This window comes from Paenibacillus soyae (assembly GCF_024623455.1).
GTDB lineage: Bacteria > Bacillota > Bacilli > Paenibacillales > Paenibacillaceae > Pristimantibacillus > Pristimantibacillus soyae.
The window spans coordinates 304957-321663 of sequence record NZ_JANIPJ010000002.1 but is presented as its reverse complement, the minus strand read 5'-3'; the positions used below and the strand labels follow the sequence as shown (position 1 = coordinate 321663).

The window sequence follows — 16707 nt, the reverse complement described above, 5'->3', positions numbered from 1 at the left end:
TCAAAAATCCGCTGATAAGCGAATTTTTGAACCTGATTTTTATAGCCGCGCCGCTGAAATATGTACAGAAAAACTCTCGGCCCGCGCTCTCAGGAGCATGGGTCAAGAGTTCACTCTACGAACGAATAGGACTTTACTATTTTATAGCATTAGCGCGGTTCATTGCAATGCTCAAACTTGCTCATTTGTGAAAATTTCGTTATGATTCAAGCACGACATTCGACAAATTTATTGCTCCGGGTAGAAAAATGGCAGCTGCGGCAGCGTCTCGGCCGAATAGTACCGCGCCTTGTTCGGAGCGAAGTCGCCCGGATCGACGGCGCGCGTGTTCAGAAGCAGCTCGACAATGCTGTTCATCGTCTGAAGCTTCATATTGGAAGCTTGTCCGGATTGAATGAATTCGTCGACGCGGCTCGTAAGATCATGCGGGTAGAAGCCGTACATTTCGTTCCGCTTGGCCAAATATTCGCCGATCACAAAGTTTTTGACCGTTAACGGCAAAGCGCTCCATTGCTTAATGCTGAGCGGGTTCGGCGTCTTATATTCGGCCGAAATGTTGAGATCCACGGTAGCCGCCCATTTCAGCATTGCTTCGTAATAGGCGCTTTGCCCGGCGAGCGCTTCGGATACGGCGGCTTTGTAGGCGTTACCTGCCTGTATGCTCTTGTGCAAGGCGGCATGGTCGGCTGACTTCGAGGTCGCCGCCCAATCGGCAGACTCCTTGAACTTGTTCATGCTGCGTATGTACGCAACCTGCGCTTCGCCCAGAAGAGGAGATTTCTGCATGTTAAACGATCTCGCTTCCTGTGACTTCTCTGTAGCGAGCTTAGATAGGCTTTTGAAGGCCGCCGCCGCATCGACGTTCCCGCCGCGGGACAATTGGTCCATGGTGCTCAGCCATTCCGTCTGAAATTCACGGTAAGGCGAAAATACGGTAAGATAGAAGGATACGAGATCCTGCTGCTGATAAGGCGTTGCGGACACATCCACGACGTCCTCCTCTTCCTTGGCGGCCGCGTATTTGGCTTCGATCCGTTCGGAGCCGAATTGAACGCCGTAGAAGAATGCGCCAACCGCGACGACAAGCATAAACACAAATCCGATGCTGAATAACATTGCTGACATTGTTAATCGTTTTTCCATGATAATCTCCTTCTCTATTTCTATGGATGAAAAGATTGTAACACAACATTACGGGAGCGGGGCGCGCAGAATATGAAAAAATTCGACATACGCAATATTCGCGTACGCAAAGTGGACATTGACGAAATCGATGACCGCATGCTGCTGATCAATCTATATGCAACCCAAGCTCTTACTCTTATTATCGGAATCATATGGATTTTATTTCAGCGTCAAAATCTATTGGATCTATTCACCATTCCGAGAGAGCTGGAAGTCCTTTATTGGGGAGCCGGTCTAGCGGCCGCGGTGATTGCGGTCGATCTTCTCATCTCCAGGTGGGTGCCGGAGGAAGCGGCCGACGACGGGGGCGTCAACGACCGCATTTTCCGGAAGCGCGCGGTATGGCATATCGCAGTCATCTCGCTTATTGTCGCCATATGCGAAGAGCTGTTGTTCCGGGGGGCGATTCAGCATGCGATCGGTCCTTATTGGACCAGTATCGTTTTTGCGGCCATTCACGTCAGGTATCTGAAGCATTGGATTCCAACCGGCCTCGTCTTTTCTATTAGCTATGGCCTCGGATGGATTTACGAACAGAGCGGAACCCTCTGGGCTCCGATCATCGCGCATTTTTTAATCGATCTCGTGATGGGTTTGATCATTCGTTTCAGGAGGGAGAGTCATGAGCAGGAAACTGAGGCATAGCCGCTCGCAGCGATCGCGCCCAAGCGTCCATGCGCCGGACGACACGGCGAATACGGCGCCATCGCAGGACGATGCGCCGCTGAAGCTGCCTCCCAGACGCAAGAAGTTTCCTTCGAGCCTTCAAAAGGTGAACAAGTGGTATTATAATTTTTTGTTCGTATTGTTCTTGTGCCTGGTCGGCTTCTTATTCTGGTACGGCAATAAGTTTAGTCCGTAATTGCAATCGTTTCGGGGTCGATGAATAGGTAGCCTTCGGCTTCGATCTTCGTCAGCAGCTCATCCAGCGCATCCGCCGTCCAAGGCAATTCGTGCATCAGGATATTCGCGCCGGGATGCAGCTGCTCCATTACGTTCCGGATGACCACCTCCGGTTTGTCCCGCGCCGAGCTGTCCCAATCGAGCGAGCCATTCGACCACGTCATGTACAGCATGCCGTGGTTTTTTGCCGTTTTTTTGACGGTGTCGCCTCCGGCTCCGAAAGGAGGACGGAAAAATTTCGGCTTTGAGCCGACCAGGTCATCGACGGAGCGTTGAACGCGGGAAAGCTGGTCTTCGACAACGGCCTCGTCTTCGTTTTTTAAGTTGATGTGATCGTACGAGTGGTTGCCGATCGTGCCGCCGCGTTCAAAGATCAGCTTCAGCAGCTCGGGATTTTGGTCGACCCGGTATCCGTTCACGAAGAAGATTGCTTTCGCCTTATGTTGATCGAGCGTATCGAGAATGCTTGTTATGATCTCTTTATCCTTCGGCCCGTCGTCGAACGTAAGCAGAACCGCCTTTTTCGGCGCATCGCCGATCGGAACGAAGCGGTACGCCTCGCTCATCCGATATCGTTTTGGCGCCTCCTCCGCAGTGGGCGATGGCGACGGCGATGCGGCCGGCTCGGAAGGCGAGGGGCTCGCGGCGGGCACGGAAGCCGGAGCATCGGCTTGGCGCGTTGGCTCAGCCGAGACCGCAGCCTGCGGCGTGGTAATCGAGACAGAGTCGGCGTCCCCGCCCGAGCAGCCGGCCAAGCCTATCAACATGGCGGCGGCGATTATGTATGTCCATTTTTTGCGCATATGGAACCTCCTTAAGAAGAATATCGTGCTGCAGCCATTATCATTCTACCATAAGGCGAGTTACAAACATGGCTCCGTTGTTCTTTCCTTTATTTATCTAGAATTCGCGGGGGGCGGGAGGGCTACACTACATACTGAATCCAAAGCATGAAAGAGGTGTTCGAATCATGAAATGGTCAGGTATTCTGGTTGGAGGCGTCATCGGCGCGGCCGCGACGCTGTATTTCTCCCGGAAACGTCCGGGCGCCGTGGCTTGGGCCGCCAGCGCGATGTCCGACGTAGCCGGCAAATCGGTGGCGAGGATGCTTAGCGCAAGCTCCGGATTGAAGAGGGAGGCAGCCGATCTAGCCCCAAAGCATACAGACGATACCGCCGCAAACTCCGCAGCCGCATGGGAGCGCATTGAAGCGATCGTGGAGAGCGATCCGGCCGTGAAGCAGGAAGTGAATAAGATAAGAGCGGAATCGTCCAACATTTCTCATTAAAAAATAGTGCCGGATTACGGCCGCTTCATCCCGATCCGTCGTCTTCCGAATGAAGGAAGAACGACGGATCGTTTCTTTTTTTGGTTCAAATCTAGTGCATTCGGTCATCAGACATGATAAAGTAAATACATAGCGGGTATGAGTCCATTTTATTCACATCGGATCCAATGATTCATACGCTATTACGACAGATGCTGCAGAGGAGGATCCTGTCATGAAAATCGAGCGACTAAGTCAGGATAGAATACGGATTTTCCTGACGTTCGACGACTTATTGGAGCGGGGGATCCAGAAGGATGATATGTGGCGCGAGCCGCCTAAACTTCACGAGCTGTTCCTCGAGATGATGGAGCAAGCGTATACGGAGCTTGGCTTCGACGCGAGCGGTCCTCTGGCGGTAGAAGTGCTGGCTATGCCGGCACAAGGCATGGTCATCATCGTAACTCGCGGCAAGAGCAACAACGCGGGAGACGAACGCTCGAGAGAAGAGGACGAATTGGAAGACGATATATACGATATGGAAGTGACGATGGAGCAGAGCGACGTTGTCATGTACGCGTTCCGGGACTTTGAAGACGTGATCTCCGTCTCGAAGCAGCTCATTGCTTCCCGCTTGACGGAGAGCGGCAGGCTGTATTCCTATAACGGAAGATGGATACTAGCGATCGAGCCGTCCCAGGTGGATGCGTCCAAGCAGCAAGCGGTGATCGCCCTGCTCGCCGAATACGGCGAAGCGATTTCCGTCACGTACGCGATGCTGGAAGAGTACGGGAAAGTAATCATGCCGGAAGAAGCGGTGCGGCAAGTTTACAATCATTTTCATTTCTAAAGTGGTCTGCGCGTGAAGAACATCGGAAGCCGTCGGCTTTGCGATGTTCTTTTTTCATAATCCGCCCTTCGGAATAGCTGGCGCCCGCTGAGTTCATATTAGATGTAGACAAAGGCGGAAGGATAGGATGGGTGAGTGACGATGAACGACGTATTGCACGCTACGCAGGTTGTTATAGAACAAGCTCTCAAAAGATTAGGCTACGGAGATGACATGATCGAGCTGTTGAAGGAGCCGATCCGTCTGCTGACCGTTCGAATACCCGTTCGGATGGACGATGGCACGACGCTTGTGTTCACGGGCTACCGCTCCCAGCATAATGACGCCGTAGGGCCGACTAAGGGCGGCGTTCGTTTCCATCCGGGAGTCACCGAGAAGGAAGTCAAAGCGTTATCGATATGGATGAGCTTGAAATGCGGCATCGCGGATTTGCCGTACGGCGGCGGAAAGGGCGGCATCATATGCGATCCACGCAAGATGTCGTTCCGCGAGCTGGAGCGGCTGAGCAGAGGCTACGTCCGTGCCATTAGCCAATTGGTCGGGCCGACCAAAGATATTCCTGCTCCGGACGTAATGACGAATTCGCAGATTATGGCCTGGATGATGGATGAATACAGCAGAATCAGGGAGTTCGATTCGCCTGGTTTCATTACGGGCAAGCCGATCGTGCTCGGCGGGTCCAAGGGCAGGGAAACGGCCACGGCAAGGGGCGTCGTCATCATGATACACGAAGCGCTGCGCTTGAAAGCCATTCCAATCGAGGGCGCCCGTATCGTTATACAAGGCTTCGGCAACGCGGGGAGCTATCTTGCCAAATTCATGCATGAAGCAGGCGCGCGCGTAATTGGTATTTCCGATGTGAACGGGGCGTTGTATAATAAAGAGGGTCTCGATATTCCGCATCTGCTTGATCGCAGGGATTCGTTCGGCAACGTGACGAACCTATTCCCGAATACGATCACGAACGAGCAGCTGCTCGAACTCGATTGCGACGTGCTCGTTCCGGCGGCGATCGAGAATCAGATTACAGAGCTTAACGCGGGGAACATCCAAGCTTCCATAATCGTGGAAGCGGCGAACGGACCTACGACGCTTGAAGCGACCCGAATTCTGACCGATCGGGGCGTCCTGCTTATTCCGGACGTGCTGGCCAGCGCGGGCGGCGTCATTGTTTCTTACTTTGAATGGGTGCAGAACAACCAAGGTTATTATTGGGACGAAGACGAGATCGATCACAAGCTGAAAGTCATGATGATCCGAGGCTTCGAGAACGTATACGACATACATCAAACCCGCAAGGTCGACATGCGGCTGGCCGCCTACATGGTTGGCGTTCGCAAGATGGCGGAGGCGGTCCGCTACAGAGGGTGGGTGTAGGAAAGCAGGTTGCTGATGCTTTTATTTTCGATTTTGACGGCGGCGATTGCTCCAGGCATATCGCTGCTGACTTATTTATATTTGCGAGACCGATACGACTCCGAACCGATTCATATGGTGATCCGGATGTTTCTGCTCGGCGTTCTCATCGTGGTGCCGATCATGGTGCTCCAGAGAGGCTTCCAAATATGGCTGGGCGATACGCCGTTCGTGTCGGCGTTCGTCCATTCCGCGTTCGTGGAGGAGTTTCTGAAGTGGTTCGTCTTGTATCACGTCATCTATAATCATACGGAATTCGACGAGCCGTATGACGGGATCGTCTACGCGGCCGCGATTTCGCTGGGCTTCGCCACGATGGAGAACGTGCTGTATGCCATGTACTCCACAACGTCGCTTGGCTCCCTTATCCTAAGGGCGCTTCTTCCGGTTACCGGCCACGCTTTGTTCGGGGTTATGATGGGCGCCTATTTGGGAAAAGCGAAGTTCGCGAAGTCGTCCAAGTCCAAGTGGTACTTGTGCATGTCCTTGGCTATCCCCTTTGCTCTGCACGGCTTGTACGATTGGATTATTCTCGCGACCAAGCATGATTGGATATGGTTCATCGTTCCGTTCATGGTCATGCTGTGGATTTGGGGCTTGTACAAGATGAACCGCGCGAACGCCAGCTCTCCTTTCCGCTTCATGAGCCGAGAGGACGAGATTAAACTTTAATTATTCCGTCTATACTGACTGTATATGGAAGGTTCTATTGAACGTTCTCGGGATCAGGAGGTAAGTATGGAAGCGGCACGTGTGAAGGTGACAATCCGCTGCAACGTTTGCGGCGAAAAATTCGTACTCCGCGGCAAGAGGGAGAAGGGCGCGATCGATACGGGCTTCAAGCAATGCATCTGCAATAATAGCAACGATCTGGAAATTGAAGAGCATCCGGTTTAAGCTCTCGTCATCCGCTCAAATGAATACCAAATATGCATAAAGCTCCTTTCAGGAATCCAAACTAACACCAGGTTTGGCATTAGAAAGGAGCTTTTTGTATGTATAGTAGACTCAGCTCAATTATGTTTCCGATTGTTTTGGTAATAGCGATCGGCGCTGGATATTGGGGCTATCAGGAGCACCAGGAGAAAAACTCGATTCTCATCAAGGCGGAAAACCAATACCAGCGGGCATTTCACGATCTGACCTTCCATGTGGAGAAGCTGCATGAGCAGCTGGGCAACACGCTTGCGGTCAATTCGACCTCGAACGATTACCACCGCAAAGGGCTTGTTAACGTATGGCGTCTGACAAGCGAAGCGCAGAACGAAATCAGCCAGCTGCCCCTGAGCTACTTGCCGTTTACGGACGCGGAAAATTTCTTATCCCATATTTCCAACTTCGCTTACAAAACGGCGGTCCGCGATTTGACGAAGCAGCCGCTGTCCGACAGCGAATACCAGACGCTGCAGGCGTTGTACCAAAAGTCGGACGAGATCGCAAAAGACCTGCACAAAATGCAAGAAGACGTGCTTCTAAACAATTTGCGCTGGATGGACGTGGAGGTAGCGATCGCCGCCGATCAATCGGAGAGCGGCAATATCATTGTGGACGGCTTGCGCGGCGTCAACGAGAAGATCAGCGCTTATCCGGAGCTCGATTGGGGACCTTCAGTTAACAGCATCTACGAGAAACGCTCCATTAAGGTTCTAGGCGGGGAAATGGTGTCGCCGGAGAAGGTGCGGGAGAAAGCGGCTCAGTTCATGAACGTCGATCCTTCGCTGGTGACCGTAACGGAGAACGGCAAGGGCACCGAATATTCCTCCTACTCGGCGGTCATTTACCCGGATGATCCGTCGCGGAAGGTTCAGATGGACTTCACCCAAAGGGGCGGCGGACAATTGATTTGGTTCATGAAGTTCCGCGATCTGGGAGCGCCGAACGTTTCGTTCGAGCAGGCCAAGGCATCCGCGGATAAATTCGTGGAAGAGCAAGGCTTTAAGGACATGGAAGCGGTGAGCTACGACATGTACGAGGATTCGGGCACGTTCACGTACGTCAGCACCCAGAACGGCGTATTGATTTATCCGGACAGGCTGACCGTAAAGGTAGCTCTTGATAACGGGGAAGCGGTCGGTCTTCAGGCAAGCGATTACGTATACGAGCACCGGAAGCGCGAGCTGCCAAGCCCAATCATCAACAGAGAAGAAGCGCGGAAGGCGATCAATCCGGGCTTGAAGGTTACAGGGGAGCAGCTTGCCCTAATCGACGGCGATTTGGGCGAAGAAGTGTTGTGCTACGAATTTACCGGCCAAATCAACGGCTCCTTGTACCGGATTTACATTAATGCGGAAACCGGTATCGAGGAGTCCATCGAGGAAATGAGCAAGGAGGACCGGGAAGCGGCTTCGAGCTGATTCTTTCGACCTATTTTTAGTGTAGCTCCCCTCTAAATGACATGCTATAATGGCTGATATATGGGAGGGGACAATCGTGCTGCCTAAGGTCAATCAGATGCTGCATTACCAAATCGCTTCTTCCGACGAATCGGAAGCGGCGCTCGAATACAAATCCCGGATCGCGGACGAAGAGGGAGAAGCTTTTCTTATCGAATATCCGCTTAGCGAGAAGACCGGCCGTTTGAAGCGCATGTTTCTCGGCGACGAGCTGTCGGTCTTTTTCGTATCGTCCGACGGGGTCAAACATTATTTCGATTCCCACGTGCTGGGTTTTAAGGAAGACGGACTGCTGCGGTTAGTCAAAATCATGAAGCCCGACCCGGAGCGCATGACCAAAGTCCAGCGAAGGAGCTTCCTCCGCATGCCGGCAGCGTTGGATCTCGCTGTAAAGCTCTCGAATCACGAACGTTTCGTCTGCCAGACCGACGATGTCGGCGGGGGAGGCATCTCGTTCATCTGCGAAGGCAAATGGAACCTCAGGGTCGAATCCCAGGTCGACTGCTGGCTGCTTATTCCTTACAAGAACGGAACGATCGACCATGCTCCGTTCCAAGGCGAAGTCGTCCGGATTAACGAACTGGAAACGGGACGGAAGCAGGTTATGATGAAGTTCGTCATGATCAATGATTCCGAGCGCGGCAAGATTATCCGGTACTGCTTCGAGAAACAGCTGGAATACCGCAACAGATAGTCATGCATAAATTACGCGGACGATGGAATGCTATTCCTAATAAGACAAAAGGAGTCGTTCCCCTTGATCCGTCGAACAGCGCGAGGACCGTCCGATGACGGAAGAGAAGAAGTCTTGAAGCTGGCGAACGCGATCGGCAAGCTGCTTGCCAGGGCCGCTCTGGCCTTGCTGATTCTGATGCTGCTTTCCCAGCTCGCCCTGCAAAACGAAATGATCAGAGGCTTCGTGACAAGCGCGGATCGGTGGGAAGGAACCCGCCTGAACTAGCGCTTCTCTTTTGCATCCCAAGGTAAACTGTGGTATAATTTTCACGTTCGCAGGCAATGCCTGCTTTTTCTTTGAAATGACAGAGGAAATACGTTTCATGGAGAAAGAGGCCGTCTTGATTTAAAGGGGGTTGACTTTACGTGGCATTGCAAGAAGGTGACAGCGACCGAATCAACATCGCGATTGACGGGCCGGCAGGGGCCGGCAAGAGCACGGTCGCAAGAATGGTCGCCGGACAGTTAGGTTATGTGTACATCGATACAGGCGCGATGTACAGGGCGGTAACGTTAAGCGCGCAGCGTTTGGCGATAGCGTTCGAGCAAGAATCGGCACTCTCGGAGCTGTTAAGCGGACTCCGCATCAAGCTAGAGCCCGGCCCGAACGGCCAATCCATATTCGTGAACGGCGAAGACGTTACGCAGGAGATCAGGTCGAGGGAAGTAACCCGCCAAGTATCCTATTTTGCGGCAAGCGGCGTCGTGCGGGGCGTTCTCAGCGCCATGCAGAGAGAGATGGCCGCGCGCAAGGGCGTCGTAATGGACGGACGGGATATCGGCACTCATGTGCTGCCGGATGCCGAGCTCAAAGTGTTCCTGACGGCTTCGGTCAAGGAACGCGCCGCGAGACGGTTCAAGGAGCTTCCCGCGGATCAAGCAATATCTCTGGAGCAGCTGGAGAAAGAGATCGCCGAGAGAGACGCGTTGGACGAGCAGAGAGACATTTCCCCGCTGCTTAAGGCCCATGACGCGATCGAACTCGACAGCAGTTACATGACGATCGAAGAAGTCGTCGCTTCCATCGTGAAATTAAGCAGAACCAAATTAGCGGAGGCGAAGTAAACTATGTTATACGTCCTTTTCCGCTTTTTGCTTAGAGTCATTTATACGGTTCTGTTCCGGCTGGAAGCCATCGGCGTCGAACATATTCCGAAGGATGGGCCCGTTATTCTGGCATCGAATCATATCAGCAATTTCGATCCGCCGACTATCGGAGTGAAGGTGCCCCGCAAGGTGTACTTCATGGCCAAGGAAGAGCTGTTCAAGATTCCCGTGCTCGGACCCCTAATCAGGGCATTCGGCGCGTTCCCGGTGAAGCGAGGCGGCGTCAGCAAGGACGCCATTAAATCCGGCATTACGCTTCTGAAAGCGGGGAACGTGATGGGCATATTCCCGGAAGGCTCGCGAAGCAACGCCGGCGCAGCCAAGAAAGGCACGGCGATGATCGCTTTGCGAAGCGAAGCGGCCGTTGTTCCCGTAGCGATCGTGGGAAGCTACAAATTATTCAGGAAGACCAAGGTTGTATATGGCAAGCCTATCCATCTTACCGAAATTATCGATGAATCATCATCCGATGTGCTGGATCAAGCGATGGATGTCGTCATGAACCGCATTCGCGAGCTGATCAAGCAGCATCAATAAGTCGTTTTAAATACCGCCGATGCCAAGGGCTGAAGGCGGGTTTAAATAAAGTTGGGGTATGAACTGAGGAGGTTATTTCAATGTCAGAAGAAATCAATGTGCAAGAATCCGCCGCGGAAGAAGTGAACCAAGACGCGATGGACAATTTTGTTTCTTTGAAGAAAGGCGACTCCGTTAAAGGTACAATCGTCAAAATCGAAGATAACCAAGCTTACGTAAGCCTTGGATATAAATACGACGGTGTCATTCCGATTCGCGAGCTGTCCTCCGTACAACTGGAGAACGCGACAGACGCGGTTCAAATCGGCCAAGAGGTTGAATTAAAGGTTGTCAGCATCGACGACAACAAAGAAAGCCTGGTTCTTTCGAAACGTCTTGTCGACGGCGAGAAAGCTTGGGAAGAGCTTCAAAGCAAATTCGAATCCGGCGAAGTATTCGAGGTTGTCGTGGCTGACGTCGTCAAGGGCGGTCTTGTCGCGGACGTGGGCGTACGCGGCTTCATCCCGGCATCCATGGTAGAGCGCCATTTCGTTGAAGATTTCAGCGATTACAAAGGCCGTACGCTTCGCGTGAAAGTGAAGGAGCTGGACTTGGAAAACAAAAAAGTGATCCTCTCGCAGAAGGATGTACTGGACGCCGAGTTCGAGCAAAATAAACAACAAGTGATGGGCAACCTCCAAGTTGGGCAAGAGCTGGAAGGCACCGTTCAACGCTTGACGCCGTTCGGCGCATTCGTTGACATCGGCGGCGTAGACGGGCTCGTTCACGTATCCGAGCTTTCGTGGCAGCACGTAGCCCATCCGAAGGACGTAGTGTCCGAAGGTCAATCCGTTCGCGTCAAAGTACTTAAAGTTGATCCGGCTGCCGGCAAAATCAGCCTCAGCATCAAAGCGGCACAACCAGGTCCATGGGATACGGCCGCAGGTCAATTCAACGTGGGCGACATCGTAACGGGCACGGTTCGCCGTATCGTGACGTTCGGCGCTTTCGTTGAGATCGCCCCAGGCGTTGAAGGTTTGGTGCACATTTCCCAAATCGCGCATCGCCACGTGGCAACTCCGTTCGAAGTGCTGAAAGAAGGCCAAGAAGTAAAAGCGAAGGTTCTTGACTTCAACCCAGCCGAGAAACGCGTTTCTCTGAGCATCAAAGAAACGGAAGAAGCTCCTGAGCAACCGGCTCAAGAAGCAAAATCCGACCGCGCGCCTCGTGCACCTCGCGCGCCTAAGATCGAAGAGATCAACAACCCGAACGTCAGCCTGAACAGCTCGAGCATGAGCTATTCCCTTGGCGAGCGTTTTGGCGACAAACTGAGCAAGCTGAAATAATAAGCAAACAAAGCAAAAGGCTATTCCTGCTAATCGGCGGGAATAGCCTTTTTTTGTTGGCGCATAATAGGGGTACATGAGGTGAAATGACGATGATACCCGGATACGTATGCGCGCTATTATTGCTAATCGTTTCGATATTGTGGGCTACAGGCTGGAAGGCGGCGTTCGCGCCGCGAGTTTCGACGAGTTGGACTATTGCCGTCTTGGGGATTATAGCGATTTTGTTGATGTTTCCTCTTTGGATTACACCGATTGCCCGCTTGGCGGAAATCAAAATTCACGCCGCCGTATGCGTGCTTCTTCTGTGCGGCTCCGGAAGCTTCTGGCGCCGTCCTGCGCATGGTCAGCGATTATATATCTTGTCCTGTGCTATCATGCTTGCGATTGTTTGGGGGAGCGCTAGAAGCCTCTATTCTCATGAATCGATGTTCTATTTTGTTCATCCGGATTGGGACGCGCCGCTGTTAAGCGGAATACTGTGCGGCGCCTTTACTTCGGACATTCGGCATCAATTCTCAATCGTTGTGTGGGGGGCAGCGGTTAGCGAAGCCGTACAGTGGTTTCTTATGGAGAGAGGCACCTCTCCTTTGTATCTTATTGGAGAGTGGGCATGGTGGGATGGCGTCGCGGTCGCCCTATGCGCTGCTGTTTTGTTTACCGCCGTTTCGAGAGCCGCTCGAACAGGAATCGTAAAGCTGGGGGCCGTTTGGCTTCGACAACTGAGGGGAGGCAAATCGTAATGCTGGCATTTCTACAACACAATCAACATTTGGTCGGCGTATTGCTCGGCATCGCGTTCGGCGTCATCTCGAGGTTATTAATGTTGAAAACGGACTATAGGCAGTATCCGACATACCCGCATGGAAGAATCATTCATATATCGCTTGGCGTTATCGCCGCCGCGCTCGGCGCGGTGGCGGTCCCGGCTTTATTCAACAAGGACTATACGGCTATTACCTTTCTCACGCTGGCGGCTTCCCAATTTCGGGACGTCCGCAAGATGGAACGCGAGACGCTGACAAAAATCGACAGTCTCGAGCTCGTCAGCCGAGGCGCTACATATATTGAAGGCATCGCGATGGTTTTCGAAGGGAGGAACTATCTGGTCATTATGTCGGCGCTGCTGACAAGCCTATTCGCAATCCTATTTAATGTCTGGATCGGCATAGCGGCGGGGTTGTTGACGCTGCTCATCGTCGTCAAGCTCAAATCGGGCAAATCGATTTCCCATATCGCCTCTGTCGAGCCTGGCGAAGTGCGCATAGACGGTCCGGATTTATTCGTTGGCGACATCTATATTATGAATGTAGGGCTTAAGGCGAACCAGGAGATTATATCGGATCGAGGAGTGGGATATATCATCACTCCTTATAATGCCAATGGCAAGGTGACCATCAGCAATCTGGGACAAAGGCAAGCGATTCTTTATGACTTGGCCACTATACTCGGCGTTTACCGAGACAGCGGCGAGCCTGCTTTGATCCCCATGGCCAAGCTCGATATGAATGACGGACGGCTTGCCGTCTTTTTGCTGCCGCAGGAAAGGAACGTCCGGAAAGGGAAGGAAGTTGTGCTAAACGTGCCGATACTGGAATCGGCGGTACGCATGCCGACGGAAGCGCCGGTAAATCAAGGAGGAGCGGGAAAGAATGGCTAAAATCGTTGCCGTCGTTTCGTTGAAAACGGAGGAGGTTCGCGGGGGAGCTCCTATTTTTATTGCCCCGGACCAGAAGAATCTGGAGGAAATCGCCTTCCTTCTGGAGAAAATATTGGATGCGAGCGCACATGATCTGAAGAACGGGACATTCATTCTCGTCGACCATCAGTGACATGAAAAGTTAGCCAAGAGCGTTCTTTTTTGCTATGATGGGTTAGGTGAGAATGATAGTCAGGCTTCTGAGATCGTTCGTTTCAGAAACAACTAAGGAGTGAAACATTTTTATGGCAAGACCCGTAATCGCCATCGTCGGTCGACCGAATGTGGGGAAGTCCACCATTTTCAATCGCATTATCGGCGACAGACTGGCTATCGTTGAGGATAAACCGGGCGTGACCCGTGACCGTCTATACGGAACCGGCGAGTGGAATGGCAAGCCGTTCAGCATTATCGATACCGGAGGTATCGAAATCGACGGCGAAGACGAGATCATGAAGTCGGTCCGCATGCAGGCCGAGCTCGCCGTGGAGGAAGCGGACGTCATTATTTTTATGGTTGACGCCAAGAGCGGCTTGACGCACGCGGACGACGAAGTCGCGCAAATGCTGTTCCGCTCCCGCAAGCCCGTCGTTGTCGCCGTCAACAAAGTGGACAATGAGAACCGCATGGATGAAGTGTATGAATTTTACGGTCTTGGCTTCGGGCAGCCGATCCCGATCTCCGGCTCGCACGGACTTGGCATCGGCGATCTGTTGGATGCGGCATCCGATCTGCTGCCGGAGCTGGAGGATGACGGCTACGACGAGGATGTAATTCGCGTCGCGCTTATCGGCCGCCCGAACGTCGGCAAATCATCGCTCGTCAACGCGCTGCTTGGGGAAGACCGCGTCATCGTGAGCAATGTAGCCGGTACGACGAGAGACGCTATCGATACGCCTTTCGAGCATGACGGACAGCGCTATGTCTTGATTGATACAGCAGGCATGCGCAAACGCGGCAAGGTGTACGAATCCACCGAGAAATACAGCGTCATGCGCGCCATGAAAGCGATCGAGAGAGCGGATGTCGTTCTCGTGCTGATCAACGGAGAAGAAGGCATCATCGAGCAGGACAAACATATAGCGGGCTATGCGCATGAAGCGGGCAAAGCGTCCATCTTTGTGGTGAACAAATGGGATATTGTCGACAAGGATGATAAGACGATGGCTCATTTCACGCAGAAGATTCGCGATCATTTCCTGTTCATGACCTACGCGCCGGTTGTATACTTGTCTGCGCTGACCAAACAGCGCTTACATAAACTGCTGCCCGTCGTGAACCATGTGTCGGAACAGCATGCGATGCGCATTCAGACGCATCTTCTGAACGACGTCGTCTCCGACGCGGTCGCGATCAACCCGCCTCCATCCGACAAGGGCAAGCGCCTTCGCATCAACTATGTGACGCAGGTGGCGACGAAACCGCCGACGATCGTGTGCTTCGTCAACGATCCGGAGCTGATGCACTTTTCGTACGAGCGTTACCTGGAAAACAAAATACGCGCGGCATTCGATTTCGAAGGTACGCCACTTCGTATATTCACGCGGCGCAAATCCGACGAGGACTAGGGGAGAAGAAGGTTGCTACTGGATATTGTCGCGGTTGTGCTTAGTTATTTGATCGGTTCGGTATCATTCAGCATCGTCATTGCGAAATGGGTCAAAGGCATCGATATCCGCCAGCATGGTAGCGGAAACGCCGGCGCAACGAATACGCTTCGCGTCCTGGGGAAAGGACCGGGCATCTTTGTTTTCTCCCTGGATATCGCCAAAGGCATCTTGTCCGTATATTTGGGGAATACGCTTGGCAGCAACGGCTGGATACCGGTTGTTTGCGGCCTGGCCGCCATCGTTGGCCATAATTGGCCGATATGGTTCAAGTTCAAGGGCGGGAAAGGCATCGCGACGACGATAGGCGTTATTGCGACGTTGGCGTTTTTCCCTGCCTTGTACGCGGGCATTATCGCGATTCTGGCCATCGTCCTCACGCGTTATGTTTCGCTCGGTTCATTGATTTTCGCGGGATTGCTGCCCGTGTTTATCCTCTTGTTTCAGTTTACCTGGCCGCTGCTTAGCGCGGCGCTTGCCATTGCGATATTCGCGTTTGTCCGCCACCGGACCAATATCGTGAAGCTGATCCAAGGCACGGAGAACAAGCTTGGAGCGAAGAAGGGAGCTTAAGCGGTTATGATACGAGAAGATGTGAAGCGCGATCGCAAGGCGACCGTTCTAGTCGCGGGAAGCTGGGGAACGGCGCTTGCGCTCGTTCTCGCGAGCAACGGCTACTTCGTCACGTTATGGACGCGCAACGCGGAACAAGCGGCCGAGATCAACGAAAAGCATCAGAACAGCCGATACTTGCCGGGCAGCGAGCTGCCTGCCAATATCGTCGCGACGACGAATATGCAAGACGCGCTCGATGGGGCCGAGCTGGCGCTCTTCGTCGCTCCTTCCGCCGGAATGCGGCTTGTCGCGAAGGCAGCTTCACCTTATCTCGCGGCAGAGACGCTGGTTGTCCACGCTACCAAGGGCTTCGAGGCGGAGACGATGAAGAGGATGTCGATCGTGCTGGCCGAGGAGCTCGGCCGCGAGCCGTCGTCCATCGTCGTATTGACGGGACCGAGTCATGCGGAGGAAGTCATCAAGAAGCAGCCGACGACGGTTGTCGTCGCCTCGGAGTCGCTCGAAGCCGCGGAGAAAGCCCAGGACGCGCTCATTAACGGCGATTTCCGCGTCTATACGAACGTGGATGTCATCGGGGCCGAAGTCGCGGGCGCTATAAAAAATATTATCGCGCTTGGAGCGGGTCTGAGCGACGGTCTCGGTTTCGGAGACAACGCCAAAGCCGCCCTTCTAACGCGCGGACTGGCCGAAATCGGCCGATTGGGCACCGCTATGGGCGCCAATCCGATGACATTCGCCGGGCTTGCGGGCGTAGGCGATCTTGTCGCGACCGGAACGAGCAAGCACAGCCGCAATTGGAGAGCCGGCTATATGCTGGGAGACGGCACGCCTCTCGAGACGGTGCTCGAGAAGATCGGGATGGTCGTAGAGGGCGTCCGCACGACACGCACGGCCTACCAGCTGTCGAAGCAATTCGGAGTCGAGATGCCGATCACGAGACAGCTTTACGAGGTTCTGTTCGAAGGAAAGGAACCAAAGGCCGCGGTGGAGCATCTGATGGGCCGTCTCAAAACGCACGAAATGGAACCGCTGGGCTAGTATCTCCAAGCCTACACCAATTGTGTCCCCTCCTCATATGATGCTAGAAGCTCATAGACCAGAGGAGGG

21 protein-coding genes are annotated in these 16707 nt (G+C 53.3%); 19 read left to right on the top strand and 2 right to left on the bottom strand.

Annotation, left to right across the window (positions count from 1 at the left end):
* Positions 1-228: 228 nt before the first annotated feature.
* On the bottom strand, positions 229-1143 hold the full coding sequence (locus NQZ67_RS04055; RefSeq protein WP_257442997.1) for a hypothetical protein: 915 nt from the start codon (positions 1141-1143) through the stop codon (positions 229-231).
* A gap of 72 nt (positions 1144-1215) precedes the next feature.
* Between NQZ67_RS04055 and NQZ67_RS04050 the strand changes: the two genes are divergently transcribed.
* Together NQZ67_RS04050 and NQZ67_RS04045 are read left to right on the top strand one after the other, a co-directional pair.
* On the top strand, positions 1216-1830 hold the full coding sequence (locus tag NQZ67_RS04050; protein ID WP_257442995.1) for a CPBP family intramembrane glutamic endopeptidase: 615 nt from the start codon (positions 1216-1218) through the stop codon (positions 1828-1830).
* A complete protein-coding gene (locus NQZ67_RS04045) occupies positions 1808-2047 on the top strand; it encodes a hypothetical protein (RefSeq protein WP_257442994.1) in 240 nt (79 codons plus the stop codon). Before NQZ67_RS04050 ends, NQZ67_RS04045 begins: the two co-directional genes overlap by 23 nt.
* Here NQZ67_RS04045 and NQZ67_RS04040 read toward each other — a convergent pair.
* A complete protein-coding gene (locus tag NQZ67_RS04040; RefSeq protein ID WP_257442993.1) occupies positions 2037-2891 on the bottom strand; it encodes a polysaccharide deacetylase family protein in 855 nt (284 codons plus the stop codon). The two genes, NQZ67_RS04045 and NQZ67_RS04040, sit on opposite strands and share 11 nt — an antisense overlap.
* A gap of 167 nt (positions 2892-3058) precedes the next feature.
* Between NQZ67_RS04040 and NQZ67_RS04035 the strand changes: the two genes are divergently transcribed.
* From NQZ67_RS04035 to NQZ67_RS03955, 17 genes are all read left to right on the top strand, one after another.
* The gene (locus tag NQZ67_RS04035; protein WP_257442990.1) at positions 3059-3376 is read left to right on the top strand and encodes a hypothetical protein; all 318 of its coding nucleotides are present in this window, start codon (positions 3059-3061) and stop codon (positions 3374-3376) included.
* A gap of 214 nt (positions 3377-3590) precedes the next feature.
* Positions 3591-4205 (top strand): genetic competence negative regulator, encoded by a 615-nt coding sequence (locus NQZ67_RS04030; protein ID WP_257442987.1) that lies wholly within the window; start codon positions 3591-3593, stop codon positions 4203-4205.
* Positions 4206-4346: 141 nt separating this feature from the next.
* Positions 4347-5582, top strand: coding sequence for a Glu/Leu/Phe/Val family dehydrogenase (locus NQZ67_RS04025; RefSeq protein ID WP_257442986.1), 1236 nt, complete (start codon positions 4347-4349; stop codon positions 5580-5582).
* A 15-nt stretch (positions 5583-5597) separates the two neighbouring features.
* The gene (gene prsW / locus NQZ67_RS04020; protein WP_257442985.1) at positions 5598-6293 is read left to right on the top strand and encodes a glutamic-type intramembrane protease PrsW; all 696 of its coding nucleotides are present in this window, start codon (positions 5598-5600) and stop codon (positions 6291-6293) included.
* A gap of 66 nt (positions 6294-6359) precedes the next feature.
* Positions 6360-6518 carry a hypothetical protein gene (locus NQZ67_RS04015; RefSeq protein ID WP_257442984.1) on the top strand — a complete coding sequence of 53 codons (159 nt, stop codon included), beginning with the start codon at positions 6360-6362 and terminating at the stop codon, positions 6516-6518.
* Positions 6519-6616: 98 nt separating this feature from the next.
* On the top strand, positions 6617-7975 hold the full coding sequence (gene ypeB, locus NQZ67_RS04010) for a germination protein YpeB (protein WP_257442982.1): 1359 nt from the start codon (positions 6617-6619) through the stop codon (positions 7973-7975).
* 76 nt (positions 7976-8051) lie between these two features.
* Positions 8052-8708, top strand: a complete 657-nt coding sequence (locus NQZ67_RS04005) for a flagellar brake protein (protein WP_257442981.1) — start codon at positions 8052-8054, stop codon at positions 8706-8708.
* Positions 8709-8771: 63 nt separating this feature from the next.
* On the top strand, positions 8772-8975 hold the full coding sequence (locus tag NQZ67_RS04000; RefSeq protein ID WP_257442979.1) for a hypothetical protein: 204 nt from the start codon (positions 8772-8774) through the stop codon (positions 8973-8975).
* A gap of 140 nt (positions 8976-9115) precedes the next feature.
* Positions 9116-9814 (top strand): (d)CMP kinase, encoded by a 699-nt coding sequence (gene cmk, locus NQZ67_RS03995; protein WP_257442976.1) that lies wholly within the window; start codon positions 9116-9118, stop codon positions 9812-9814.
* A 3-nt stretch (positions 9815-9817) separates the two neighbouring features.
* Complete coding sequence (locus NQZ67_RS03990) at positions 9818-10393, top strand: lysophospholipid acyltransferase family protein (protein WP_257442975.1); 576 nt, start codon at positions 9818-9820, stop codon at positions 10391-10393.
* Between the two features lie 80 nt (positions 10394-10473).
* Positions 10474-11718, top strand: coding sequence for a 30S ribosomal protein S1 (gene rpsA, locus NQZ67_RS03985; protein ID WP_257442974.1), 1245 nt, complete (start codon positions 10474-10476; stop codon positions 11716-11718).
* An 86-nt stretch (positions 11719-11804) separates the two neighbouring features.
* Entirely contained in the window at positions 11805-12461 is a 657-nt protein-coding gene (locus NQZ67_RS03980; RefSeq protein WP_257442973.1) for a YphA family membrane protein, read from the top strand.
* Positions 12461-13378 (top strand): YIEGIA family protein, encoded by a 918-nt coding sequence (locus NQZ67_RS03975; protein ID WP_257442972.1) that lies wholly within the window; start codon positions 12461-12463, stop codon positions 13376-13378. The genes NQZ67_RS03980 and NQZ67_RS03975 overlap by 1 nt, the downstream gene beginning before the upstream one ends.
* Entirely contained in the window at positions 13371-13550 is a 180-nt protein-coding gene (locus NQZ67_RS03970; RefSeq protein ID WP_257442971.1) for a capping complex subunit for YIEGIA, read from the top strand. Before NQZ67_RS03975 ends, NQZ67_RS03970 begins: the two co-directional genes overlap by 8 nt.
* Positions 13551-13662: 112 nt before the next feature.
* On the top strand, positions 13663-14985 hold the full coding sequence (gene der / locus NQZ67_RS03965) for a ribosome biogenesis GTPase Der (RefSeq protein WP_257442970.1): 1323 nt from the start codon (positions 13663-13665) through the stop codon (positions 14983-14985).
* A 12-nt stretch (positions 14986-14997) separates the two neighbouring features.
* On the top strand, positions 14998-15597 hold the full coding sequence (gene plsY / locus NQZ67_RS03960; protein ID WP_257442969.1) for a glycerol-3-phosphate 1-O-acyltransferase PlsY: 600 nt from the start codon (positions 14998-15000) through the stop codon (positions 15595-15597).
* A 6-nt stretch (positions 15598-15603) separates the two neighbouring features.
* Complete coding sequence (locus NQZ67_RS03955; protein ID WP_257442968.1) at positions 15604-16638, top strand: NAD(P)H-dependent glycerol-3-phosphate dehydrogenase; 1035 nt, start codon at positions 15604-15606, stop codon at positions 16636-16638.
* The last annotated feature ends 69 nt before the right edge of the window (positions 16639-16707 follow it).